Here is an 11,231-nt window from a genome sequence, read left to right as displayed (position 1 = left end):
CATGCAGGTTGAAATCGATGGCAATAAAATTCAGGCAAAAGATGGGGCAACGTTAAATGAAATTTTCTCAGATAATAATATTACTTACAAAAAAGGGACTACAATTGGGATAATCAAGAAGGAGACTGAGACGTCCTCCTACCTTGATGAATTTCTCGTTACAACAAACAAAGGCTCATTTGTCATCAAGATTAAAGATTCTATCGAAGGAAAGCTCTTCAGGAAAATATCAAAACAGTTTGAAAAGAAGAACGTCAGATGGAAGACTTCAACTCTTATTGCAATAGGCTCAGTTCCTACAACTCTAACTCCTGTAAAAGAAGAACAAACCTATAATCCTTGGGACGTTTTTTTCACACTTGCGGGGTTTGACAACAATACAACATACCTTGTACTCTCTAAAAAGATACAGAAGGGATCTTATGGAACCAAAAATCCCCTTGGAAAAATTACTCAGGGCAGGTATGTTTTGCCATTGATAGAAGAGGGAGATGAGATAATATCAATTGAGCCTGTTGAAGTCTTTACAGTTGAAAAAGACTTCGAAACTATAAAAGACCTTTCATATAATCTAAAGGGCGGGGAAAAGATATTTACCCATGCTTTAATCGAACTTAATCAAAATGCTCCAATGGCAATGGAGCACATATTCTCACTTACTAAGAGTGGCGAGATAGGCATCGACGATGTAACTGAATCATATATCCTTTCAGAGGGATTGAAAGGATTTGACGTTGAAAATGAGAATTCTAACCTAAGAAAGAAGAATGCAGTATCAGTTAGGACTGAAGGGAAAAACACTGGAGCTGTATACATATACAAAAAGGAAAGAATCACAACACCTAATCACTCAGTTAGTGGCATGATTACTTCGGGGTCTGAGCTAATCGAGATGTTAAAAAAAGGAGATAAACTCGCAGTTAAAACTTCTCCTCAAAGCCTCTCACTTCTTGGACTCACACAAAAAGAAGCCGAATCTAGACTAAAGGCAGAAGGCATCAAAGTGGAAAGAACAGGAGACACATCTGATGAGGCAATTATAGTTGAGCAGGAACCCCCATATGCCGCTGAAGTCTTAAAAAATAAAGCTGCAAAAACTCTAGGTATCAATAAAAATAACATTATTGAAATTGAGCTATACGAAGACAAGGCTCCAAACACGGTAAAATACTTCAGGAAGATAACAGGCCTTATCAACAAACCTATCGGTAAACTAGACATTCAATTTGCGCATCCAACTGTGTCGCTTGTCGCATTTGAAGGTGGCACTGTTGAAGCTGGCGGGCTCACTCCTGAAAATACACCTACCGGCCTGTCAAATAGGGGGGATGTTGGCGTCACAAACATGTCTAGGCAGCACAAGGGCCTAATAGGGGTCAGATTAAAGGAAGACAAGGCTTACGGGCCGACAGGCGAGGAGTTTGACGGCACAAACCTCATCGGTAAGATCGACCTCGACAAGATCAAGATTGATTTAAACAAGGAAAAGTCAATATACATAAAGGAAATAATAAAATAACGTTTCTTGCCGATAGAATATTTCACTAATACCGAAATATTTATATATATTTTATTTTCCATCTATTATATCATACCAATTATATCTCTTTTATCTGTAGTAGCTCGGTGTTTGTTGGAGGAGGAATTTAATGAAACCTAGTAAATCTGTAGGTATTGTAGGTTATGGTGCTTATGTTCCAAAATATAGGATACAGAACACGGAAATTGCAAGAGTATGGGGAAACGACCCAAATCTTGTACCAATAAGAGAAAAATCAGTGCCAGGCGCTGATGAAGATTCTGTCACAATAGCCATCGAAATAGCTAGAAATGCCTTAATGAGGGCGGAAATTGATCCACAAGATTTGAAGGCTGTTTGGGTTGGTACTGAATCTAAACCATACGCCGTAAAACCGACTTCTACAATAGTAGCAGAAGCTATTGCAGCAACGCCACTTGTCAACGCTGCCGACTGGGAGTTTGCATGTAAGGCGGGAAGTGAAACAGTCCAGGCATGCATAGCCTATGTTGGCTCAGACATGGCAAAGTACGCTCTCGGTATAGGAGTTGACACTGCTCAAGGGGCTCCAAGTGATGCCCTTGAATACACAGCCGCCGCAGGCGGAGCCGGATATATTATAGGTAGCGCAAAAGAAAGCTTAGCTGTCATTGATGGTTCGCTATCCTATGTTACAGATACGCCTGATTTCTGGAGGAGGCAGCATGAGCATTACCCAAAGCATGGAAACAGGTTCACAGGGGAACCTTCATACTTTAAACATGTTATAAGTTGCTCAAAGGCGCTTATGGAGGAACTTGGGACAAAACCAGACGATTATGATTATGCAATATTCCATCAGCCAAACAGGAAGTTTCCGCTGCAAGCTGCAAAGATACTTGGATTCCCAAAGGAAAAGGTCCTTGACGGTCTGATTTCACCCTATATAGGTAACACCTATGCCGGCTCTGCGCTTTTGGGACTGGCTGCTGTTCTTGATACAGCCAAAGCAGGCGATAAGATTTTTTGCACATCTTATGGGTCTGGGGCTGGAAGCGATTCATTTTCTCTTGAAGTCACAGATAAACTTGCCGATAGGAAAGTTAAGGCCCCTTCAGTTAAATCCTATATTGAAAGAAGGGAAGAGATCGACTATGCACATTATGCAAGGTATAGAAAGAAGATAAGGATGTGAGCAAATGGACGATAATGTTGCCGTAATTGGAGTTGGGCTTGGAAAAGTTGGAGAGCACTGGGAAAAATCCTTGAGGGATCTTGCAATAGAGTCTATATGGATGGCATTTGAAGACAGTGGTATAGACAAAGTAGATGCACTTTATGTTGGAAACATGTCATCTGGACCTTTCATAGAACAGGAGCACCTTGGCGCATTGATAGCAGATTTCGCTGGGCTTGGCCCAATACCTGCTGTAAAAGTTGAAGCTGCATGTGGGTCAGGAGGAGCCGCTTTCATTGAAGGCTACATGGGTGTAAAGTCAGGAATGTATGATTATGTTCTTGTGACTGGCGTTGAAAAGATGACAGATGTTCTTCCATCAAAAACTACTTCAATTCTTGCCAATGCATCAGACAGAGACTACGAGGCGTTTCACGGTGTTTCTTTTGTAGCACTAAACGCTCTAGTTATGAGGCGCTACATGCACGAGTTCAATGTGAAAAGAGAAGAGCTTTCAATATTTCCTGTAATATCTCACAAGAACGCACCTTTCAGCAAGCATGCCATGTACAGAAAGGAAATATCCCTTGAGGCAGTTATTAATTCTCCTACAATAGCGGATCCCCTTACACTTATGGACTGCGCCCCGATTTGTGATGGTGCAGCTTCAGTGATTCTTTGCTCTGAGAAAAAGGCCAGAGAATTTACAGATACTCCAATCATTGTTTCAGGGCTTGGACTTGCCACTGACACACTAGGAGTTCACGACAGAAAATATATGACCACCCTTTCAGCAGCGGTCAATGCTAGTAAGAAGGCCTACAAAATGGCGGGCGTTACACCCAAGGATATCGATATAGCTGAGATTCATGACGCGTTTTCTATTATGAGCGCCCTATCATTAGAAGATATGGGATTTGCAAAGAAAGGGCAGGGTACAAAAATGGCGTTAGAAGGCCAGAATTATATTGGAGGAGAGCTTCCTATAAATCTCTACGGCGGTCTTAAGGCAAGAGGGCATCCTGTCGGTGCAACAGGCGTATACCAGATAGGGGAGCTTGTTTATAGCCTTAGAGGTGATGGTCGAGTTGACGCCGAAAGAGGATTGGCTGAAAACATAGGCGGCAGCGGAGCCACAATATCTGTATGCGTACTTGAGAGGGGTGATTAAGATGGACGTTCCAAGGCACTGGAGAGAACAAGTTAGACGGTATAGGCTCGTAGGCTCAAAATGTAAGGATTGCAAAATACTATCGTTTCCTTACAGGGTTGTTTGTCCTAAGTGCAGAAGCAGAAACTCTGAAAATTATCAGTTCATTGGGAGAGGTAAGATTGTCTCTTTCACAAATATAAACAGTCCCCCAAAGGAACACAAGTATAATCTTCCATTTGCGGTGGCACTAATAGAGCTCATGGAAGGGCCTATCATTACTGCCCAGATAACTGATGCCAGGGCAGAAGAGCTTGAGATTGGCATGGAAGTTGAAATGGTAACAAGGAAGATAATGGAATATAACGATAACGGGATAATATGTTATGGCTACAAGTTTAGGCCAATAGTTGAGTACGCCCACCCATGAGAGGATATGATGGAAAAAGAAGAGATTTTGAATAAGGTACTCAGTGGCGAGATAAAAATATACCAAATTGAAAAGTTTACCAAAACTCCCAAGGAAGCAGTTGAGATAAGAAGAGAGGCAATCCAGAAAATAAAGAACGTTACTCTGGATTACATAGGCAGATACTCTCTTGATCCAGATAATCTATTTGGTAAGAACATAGAGAATATGATTGGTGCGGTGCAGGTTCCAATGGGTGTCATAGGGCCTCTAAGAGTCAATGGAAATTATGCAAAAGGTGATTTTTATGTTCCCATGGCAACATCAGAAGGGGCACTTCTTGCAAGTACAAATAGAGGGGCCTCAGTTATTACTGCATCAGGTGGAGCGATAACAACAATATTTAGAAATGGAATGACAAGGGCGCCAGTTATAAGACTCGCATCTTCAAGGGATTATTACAAAATAACTGAATTCATTGATAACAATTTTGATAAAATTAAAAAGGAAGCTGAAAAAGACTCACGATTTAGAAAGCTTCAGAAGATAATCCCATATCTTGTGGGTAGAAACCTCTTCTTGCGATTTGTCTATGATACAGGCGACTCCATGGGCATGAACGGGGTAACGATAGGAACTGACGCCGCATTAAAAATGATTGAGGATAAGTTTCCAGAGGTCAAATGCGTTTCACTCTCAGGCAATCTCTGCACAGATAAAAAATCTTCTGCAATTAATCTTATTGAAGGTAGGGGCAAAAGCATTACCGCTGAAGTCGTGATACCCCTAGAGATAGTCCAGGATAAACTAAAGACCGACGCAAGCACTCTAATTGATGTAAACTATAGAAAGAATCTGCTTGGTTCGGCCCAGGCGGGGTCATACGGATTCAATTCCCATTTTGCAAATATGATCGCTGCAATCTTTTTGGCCACAGGCCAAGACATTGCCCAGGTAGTTGAAGGGAGCCAGGGATTTACAACAGTTGAAGAGGATAAAAAAGGTGTCTACTTTGCAGTCACACTACCATCGCTTGAAGTTGCAACTGTCGGCGGCGGGACTAAAATTGAAACACAAAAAGAAGCACTCAATATACTTGGGATTTCGGGTGGCGGAAAAAATAGCGGTGATAACTCAAAAGCATTCTCAGAGATATGTGCTGCAACAGTTTTAGCTGGTGAGATATCCCTCCTAGGGGCACTTTCAGCAAGACATTTGGCAAAGGCGCATATTGAATATGGCCGATAAAAGTAGCATTTATTGGACAAATGCTCTATTATTTTTCTTGCTTAAGTTGAAATAATCATTTTAATGATAAAGTTTATAAAAGATTTAAATTTCTTTTCTACATTATTATGGTGATTTCTTGATTCATGTCAACACAAACTACTGCAAAGGGTGTCTTTTGTGTGTGGAATATTGTCCAAAAAAAGTTTACGTTAAATCTGAAAAACTGAGCAAAAAGGGAGTATTTCCTCCTGAAGTGAAGTTTCCTGAAAATTGTATTAGATGCCACTTATGCGAATTGATGTGCCCTGACTTTGCAATTATTGTGGAGGATAAAAATGACAAATGATGTTATTAGGCTTTTAGGTAAAAAAAATCTTTTCATACAGGGTGACGAAGCAGCTGTCTACGGCGCATTAATAGCTGACTGTAGATTCTTTGCAGGCTACCCTATCACACCGGCCACTGAAGTTGCCGAAGGCATGGCACTATGGATGCCAAGACTTGGTGGAGTTTATGTCCAGATGGAAGATGAGATAGCAAGTATTGCTGCCGTGATCGGGGCGTCTTGCACAGGTGTGAAATCCATGACTGCAACAAGCGGACCTGGATTTTCACTGATGCAGGAGTGCATAGGGTATGCATGCATGGCAGAGATACCGTGTGTCATTGTAAATGTACAGAGAGGAGGCCCAAGTACAGGACAACCTACAGAAGCTGCCCAGGGTGATGTGATGCAGGCAATGTGGGGTACACACGGTGACCACCAGTTAATTGCACTTGCACCAAAATCTGTCCAAGAAACTCTTGATCTGACAATTGAAGCATTCAATCTCTCTGAGGACTATAGGGTTCCAGTAATTCTGCTATTGGATGCAGAAATCGGACACATGAGGGAAAAAGTTGTGTTGCCTGAAATCACAAAAGTTAAGGTTGATGAGAGAGTCCCTGCCACAATAGGGCCTGATAAATATAGGCCGTACAGGACAGGATTTACTAGATCATCAAAAGTCCCTGAATTTGCGCCATTTGGCTCTGGTTATAGAACATATGTCACAGGGCTAACGCACGATAAGAGAGGTTTTCCTGTTACCACATCGGCCGATGTACACGAAGAGCTTGTCAGAAGACTGATTGAAAAGGTAGAGGACGATATGGATATTATCTGGTATCATGAAGACCATTTTCTTGAAGATGCCGAAATCATAGTAATTTCTTACGGCACAACTTCGAGACCCGCGGCCAGTGCTGTCAAGAAGGCTAGAAAGAACGGAATAAAAGTTGGGCATATCAGGCTTATAACAATATGGCCCTTCCATTATCAAAAGATGAAAGAGCTTTTGAGAAATGCCCACACGATAATTGTGCCTGAGATGAATCTTGGACAGATGATCCATCCAATCAGAGAAGCTGTTGGAAAGGATATTAGAGTTATATCTGCACCAAAGATTGGTGGTGCAATTCATACTCCATACGAGATACTGAAATTCATTGAGGAGGAGGAATAAATTGGCATTTATTTCAAATGATATAGTCATAGAGAAGTACCTCAGGAAGGACATGCTTCCTACAATATTCTGCACCGGTTGCGGAATTGGAAGTGTAATGAACTTTTCCCTTCGTGCGATTCATGACCTGAATATTGATATGAATAAGACTGTTTTTGTATCCGGCATAGGATGCTCATCCCGTGTGCCTGGGTACATCTATTCTGACGGCCTTCACTCTTTGCACGGAAGGGCAATACCTTACGCTACAGGTGTAAAGCTTGCAAACCCAGAACTAAAAGTCATAGTATTCACTGGCGATGGGGATTGCGGCGCCATAGGGGGGAATCATTTTCTCCATGCAATTAGGAGGAATGTCGATATTACTGTGATTTCCATCAATAACTTCATCTACGGCATGACCGGGGGTCAAGTCGCACCCACAACGCCTCTGAAATCAAAGACAACAACAACCCCATATGGAAACATAGAATACCCAATAGATCTTTCAATGATGGCAAAGGTCATAGGAGCCCCCTATGTTGCCAGATGGACCACAGCGCACCCCGTTCAATGCATCAGTTCAATCAAAAAAGCCCTTCAAAAAACTGGATTCTCTTTCGTTGAAGTTTTATCCCCATGCCCGACTTCATATGGAAGACTAAACAAGATGGGGACGACTCTTGATATGACAAAACATTTCAAGGAGTCAACTATCAATATTAAGATTTATGAAAAAATGTTGGCTGAGGGAAAAACTACCGATAAAATGGTAATTGGAGAACTTGTAGATATTGAAAAAGAGGACTTTAACACCAAGTATAATAAATTCTGCGGAGAATTAAAATGAAGGCAGGTATAAGGATAAGCGGGTTTGGCGGTCAAGGGATAATTCTATCTGGCGTTATTGTTGGCAAAGCAGCAGTTTTTGAAGGTTTTAATGCAGTTCAGACTCAATCTTACGGGCCTGAGGCAAGAGGTGGGTCAACACGTTCTGAAGTAGTTGTCTCTGATGAAGAGATTGACTACCCAAAAGTTGAATCGGCATCAGTTTCTATAATAATGAGCCAAGAAGCATTCTTTAAGTATGCATCAAGAACAAAAAGAGAAGGCATTATTATTTATGACCCAGAGCTTATACCAGATCATAATATCGAAGGCGATTTCAAACTTGCAGAAGTAAATGCAACAAGAATAGCATCCGAGCTTGGAACTAAAATTGTTGCAAACATCGTCATGCTCGGCGCTTTCAATGAGATCTGTAATCTTATCTCAAAAGATGCCATGATGGAGTCAATCAAAGACAGCGTGCCCAAAATGCTTGATTTAAATATAAACGCTTTTGAAACAGGTATGAGAAAAGTAAAATTATTAAAATAAGTATATATGTTTTTAGCTTTATTTTTTAATAAAACTCTCAGTTTTTTTAGTTTAATATTTTAAAATATAATAATACAACTAAAAATTATAAGACACCCTAAAAATTATAAGGCAAAACCTTTAAATATTATTTTAGGATTGCCTATTATATATTTATTGGTGGATTATATGTCAGAATTAATTGATAAGACTAAATCAATTTGCCCTGTGTGTTTTAGTGTCATCGATGCAGATATAGTAGAGGACAAGGGCAAAGTTCTCATAAAAAAGAGCTGTTCCGAGCATGGCAATTTTCAGGATACTTATTGGTCAGATTATGAAATGTTTAAAAAAGTAAAAAAATTTCATGTCGATGGGTCAAAACTAGAAAATCCGCACACAAAAGTAAAAAATGGTTGCCCAAACGATTGTGGGCTTTGTGAAGATCACTTTACACCTACAGTTCTATGTAATATTGATGTCACTAATAGATGCAATATGAAATGCCCCATATGTTTTGCCAACGCCCAGACAGCAGGGTATGTTCTTGAACCTTCCAAAGAAGAACTAATTGCAATGATGAAATCGGTCAGGGACGAAAAACCTGTCCCCTGCATGGTCGTTCAGTTTGCAGGCGGGGAGCCAACAATTAGGGATGATCTCCCTGAAATCGTTCAGGAAGCTAAAAAATTAGGATTTACTCTTGCACAGATTGCAACCAATGGAATTCGTCTTGCAAAGGAACTTGAGTATTGTAAAGAACTTAGGCAAAAAGGACTTAACACCGTATACTTGCAATTTGACGGCGTAACAGAAAAACCTTACATCGCCGCTAGAGGGTTCAATGCACTTCCAATTAAACTTCAAGCAATGGACAATTTTAGAAAATCTAATCTTACAAGTGTTGTTTTGGTTCCAACTTTAGTAAAAGGTCTAAACGATGACCAAGTCAGCGATATTATCCAATTTGGTATTAAGAATATTGATATTATTAGAGGTATAAATTTCCAGCCTGTTTCTTTCTCAGGCAGAATCGACAAGGAAGAACTTGAGAGAATGAGGATCACAATACCTGACTTTGTTAAGATTGTTGAGGAGCAGACCAACGGAGAGATACTAGCAGAAGACTTTTACTCTGCACCAAGTGTCAACTCTTTCTCAAATTTCATTGAAGCATGGAGAAAAACACCCCAGGTAAAGTTTACATGTCACGAGCACTGTGGCGTTGCCACATATGTCTTTATTGACGCGGGAAAGATTACCCCAATTACACATTTCATCGATGTCGATGAATTCTTCGGATTACTTGACGATTTGACCGAAAAGGTAGAGGATGGCGGAAAGATAACTAAAGCAATGGCAATTGCAAAGATAACAAAAGAGCTGCCTCACTTAATAGACTTTAAGAGAAAACCAAAGAATCTAGATATTAAGAAACTACTTTTGGGTGTATTAAAAGAGGGGGATGTGGACACCCTAGCAGATTTCAGCTACCACACACTATTGATTGGTTGCATGCATTTCCAGGATCCTTATAACTTTGACATTGAGAGGGTAAAGAGATGCGCCATACACTATGCAGTGCCTGGCGGAAAAGTAATTCCTTTCTGCACTTACAACAGCTTGCACAGAGAAAAAATTGAAAAAAGGTATGCAGTCCCTCTAGATGTATGGGTTAAGCAAAACAAGGCCAAGAATCTACAGGCACAAAGAAACCTTAAATCTCTATCATTTCCTTAATAAAATTAATATTTTCTTTGTCCCCTCTTTTTTCATTCACTGGAGTTTCCATTATCATCGGGATATTTTTTAGATAGTCGTGATTTACTATAGCTTTAAAGCCACTAGGCCCTATCTTCCCAAGACCAATATGCTCATGACGATCTTTCTTTGAATTGAGCTCACCATGCGAGTCGTTTAGGTGAATGAGTTTTAGATTTTCTAGACCGACTATGCCGTCAAAACTTGAGAGGGTATTCTCAAGTGCTTCTTCATTTGATATGTCGTAGCCTGAAGTGAAAAGATGGCAAGTGTCTAGGGTCACACCACACTCAAAATCTGTTCTTTCAAGTAAAAATTTAATCTCTTCAAATGTTGACCCTAGAACAGAGCCACTTCCTGAAGTGTTTTCAAAAAGTAGGGTAACATTTCCAACATAGTCTTTTATTGAGTTAAGAGATTCACAAATCTGAACAAGGCCTTTTTCTCTACCCTGATCCTTATGGGCGCCTGGGTGAATATTTAGGAACTCTAGGCCCAATCTGTTGCAACAGACGAATTCCTTTTTTATCGAGTCAATCGATTTCTCCTGCATAACAGTATCCACAGAAGCAAGATTTGGAAGATATGAGTCGTGGGCAACTATTGGCTTAACATCATTCTTCTTGTACATATCCAAGAATAATTTTCCAACATCTTCAGACACTAAATTAAATTTCCAGCTTCGGGGAGAATGAGTAAAAATCTGACAGCAATTTGCACCAAGGGCTCTTGCATTGTCAAAGACTTTCAAAAATCCCTGAGCTACAGATACATGAAAACCTAGTCTGTGCATAAAAATAAGTAAAATAATTTTTATTTATTTTTCTATCTCTTCTAGAATCCTTACGCCTTTTGTAAAAGATGGCATGCCTGAAGTCAATAAGACTACTCGAAGCACATCGACTATCTCGTCAGAGGTGACTCCCAACTCCTTAATCGCTGACCTCATCTGTCTATCAGTTGCACTCTCATCACATCTTGAAGCAGCGATTCCTATTGCAATAAGTTTTTGAGTTTTATAGTCTAGGGCTTTTCCCGTGTAAACCGCATCATTTAATTTTATAATTGTTTCATAAATTTCAGGGTAGTCTGATCTGATCTTCTTCATACCCCTTCCGTAGAATACTTCTTCTTTCATTTTAACACCAAAACTATATTATTGA

Annotated in this window: 12 protein-coding genes; 10 read left to right on the top strand and 2 right to left on the bottom strand. The window is 40.2% G+C overall.

Annotation, left to right across the window (positions count from 1 at the left end; translation table 11 throughout):
• The first annotated feature begins 1 nt into the window (after nt 1).
• The 10 genes from KO464_03535 to KO464_03490 all read left to right on the top strand — a co-directional run bounded on the left by KO464_03535 (nt 2) and on the right by KO464_03490 (nt 10,047).
• Nucleotides 2-1,519, top strand: a complete 1,518-nt coding sequence (locus KO464_03535) for a methanogenesis marker 3 protein (protein MCC7572443.1) — start codon at nt 2-4, stop codon at nt 1,517-1,519.
• Between the two features lie 130 nt (nt 1,520-1,649).
• Nucleotides 1,650-2,693 carry a hydroxymethylglutaryl-CoA synthase gene (locus tag KO464_03530; GenBank protein ID MCC7572442.1) on the top strand — a complete coding sequence of 348 codons (1,044 nt, stop codon included), beginning with the start codon at nt 1,650-1,652 and terminating at the stop codon, nt 2,691-2,693.
• Nucleotides 2,694-2,697: 4 nt separating this feature from the next.
• Nucleotides 2,698-3,846 carry a thiolase domain-containing protein gene (locus KO464_03525; protein ID MCC7572441.1) on the top strand — a complete coding sequence of 383 codons (1,149 nt, stop codon included), beginning with the start codon at nt 2,698-2,700 and terminating at the stop codon, nt 3,844-3,846.
• A 1-nt stretch (nt 3,847) separates the two neighbouring features.
• Nucleotides 3,848-4,255 carry a Zn-ribbon domain-containing OB-fold protein gene (locus KO464_03520; GenBank protein MCC7572440.1) on the top strand — a complete coding sequence of 136 codons (408 nt, stop codon included), beginning with the start codon at nt 3,848-3,850 and terminating at the stop codon, nt 4,253-4,255.
• Between the two features lie 9 nt (nt 4,256-4,264).
• Nucleotides 4,265-5,482, top strand: coding sequence for a hydroxymethylglutaryl-CoA reductase (NADPH) (gene hmgA, locus KO464_03515; GenBank protein MCC7572439.1), 1,218 nt, complete (start codon nt 4,265-4,267; stop codon nt 5,480-5,482).
• Between the two features lie 118 nt (nt 5,483-5,600).
• Nucleotides 5,601-5,810 carry a 4Fe-4S binding protein gene (locus tag KO464_03510; protein MCC7572438.1) on the top strand — a complete coding sequence of 70 codons (210 nt, stop codon included), beginning with the start codon at nt 5,601-5,603 and terminating at the stop codon, nt 5,808-5,810.
• Nucleotides 5,800-6,969 (top strand): 2-oxoacid:acceptor oxidoreductase subunit alpha, encoded by a 1,170-nt coding sequence (locus KO464_03505; GenBank protein MCC7572437.1) that lies wholly within the window; start codon nt 5,800-5,802, stop codon nt 6,967-6,969. Before KO464_03510 ends, KO464_03505 begins: the two co-directional genes overlap by 11 nt.
• Before the next feature lie 52 nt (nt 6,970-7,021).
• On the top strand, nt 7,022-7,798 hold the full coding sequence (locus tag KO464_03500; protein ID MCC7572436.1) for a 2-oxoacid:ferredoxin oxidoreductase subunit beta: 777 nt from the start codon (nt 7,022-7,024) through the stop codon (nt 7,796-7,798).
• Nucleotides 7,795-8,328: a 2-oxoacid:acceptor oxidoreductase family protein gene (locus KO464_03495; protein MCC7572435.1), complete on the top strand. Its 534-nt coding sequence runs from the start codon at nt 7,795-7,797 to the stop codon at nt 8,326-8,328. Before KO464_03500 ends, KO464_03495 begins: the two co-directional genes overlap by 4 nt.
• A 168-nt stretch (nt 8,329-8,496) precedes the next feature.
• Nucleotides 8,497-10,047, top strand: a complete 1,551-nt coding sequence (locus tag KO464_03490) for a radical SAM protein (GenBank protein ID MCC7572434.1) — start codon at nt 8,497-8,499, stop codon at nt 10,045-10,047.
• Here the strand turns inward: KO464_03490 and KO464_03485 are convergent.
• Both KO464_03485 and KO464_03480 read right to left on the bottom strand, forming a co-directional pair.
• Nucleotides 10,025-10,861 carry a deoxyribonuclease IV gene (locus KO464_03485; GenBank protein ID MCC7572433.1) on the bottom strand — a complete coding sequence of 279 codons (837 nt, stop codon included), beginning with the start codon at nt 10,859-10,861 and terminating at the stop codon, nt 10,025-10,027. The genes KO464_03490 and KO464_03485 overlap by 23 nt on opposite strands.
• A 24-nt stretch (nt 10,862-10,885) precedes the next feature.
• Nucleotides 10,886-11,206: a carboxymuconolactone decarboxylase family protein gene (locus tag KO464_03480; GenBank protein MCC7572432.1), complete on the bottom strand. Its 321-nt coding sequence runs from the start codon at nt 11,204-11,206 to the stop codon at nt 10,886-10,888.
• Between the last annotated feature and the right edge of the window lie 25 nt (nt 11,207-11,231).

Origin of the sequence: Methanofastidiosum sp. (assembly GCA_020854815.1) — an archaeon.
Lineage (GTDB): Archaea > Methanobacteriota_B > Thermococci > Methanofastidiosales > Methanofastidiosaceae > Methanofastidiosum.
This window is presented reverse-complemented; position numbering and strand designations above follow the sequence as displayed.

Coding starts and splice junctions, on each gene's coding strand:
- KO464_03535 (MCC7572443.1), top strand. CDS start 2: ATGCAGGTTGAAATCGATGGCAATAAAATTCAGGCAAAAGATGGGGCA.
- KO464_03530 (MCC7572442.1), top strand. CDS start 1,650: ATGAAACCTAGTAAATCTGTAGGTATTGTAGGTTATGGTGCTTATGTT.
- KO464_03525 (MCC7572441.1), top strand. CDS start 2,698: ATGGACGATAATGTTGCCGTAATTGGAGTTGGGCTTGGAAAAGTTGGA.
- KO464_03520 (MCC7572440.1), top strand. CDS start 3,848: ATGGACGTTCCAAGGCACTGGAGAGAACAAGTTAGACGGTATAGGCTC.
- hmgA (MCC7572439.1), top strand. CDS start 4,265: ATGGAAAAAGAAGAGATTTTGAATAAGGTACTCAGTGGCGAGATAAAA.
- KO464_03505 (MCC7572437.1), top strand. CDS start 5,800: ATGACAAATGATGTTATTAGGCTTTTAGGTAAAAAAAATCTTTTCATA.
- KO464_03500 (MCC7572436.1), top strand. CDS start 7,022: ATGCTTCCTACAATATTCTGCACCGGTTGCGGAATTGGAAGTGTAATG.
- KO464_03495 (MCC7572435.1), top strand. CDS start 7,795: ATGAAGGCAGGTATAAGGATAAGCGGGTTTGGCGGTCAAGGGATAATT.
- KO464_03490 (MCC7572434.1), top strand. CDS start 8,497: ATGTCAGAATTAATTGATAAGACTAAATCAATTTGCCCTGTGTGTTTT.
- KO464_03485 (MCC7572433.1), bottom strand. CDS start 10,861: ATGCACAGACTAGGTTTTCATGTATCTGTAGCTCAGGGATTTTTGAAA.
- KO464_03480 (MCC7572432.1), bottom strand. CDS start 11,206: ATGAAAGAAGAAGTATTCTACGGAAGGGGTATGAAGAAGATCAGATCA.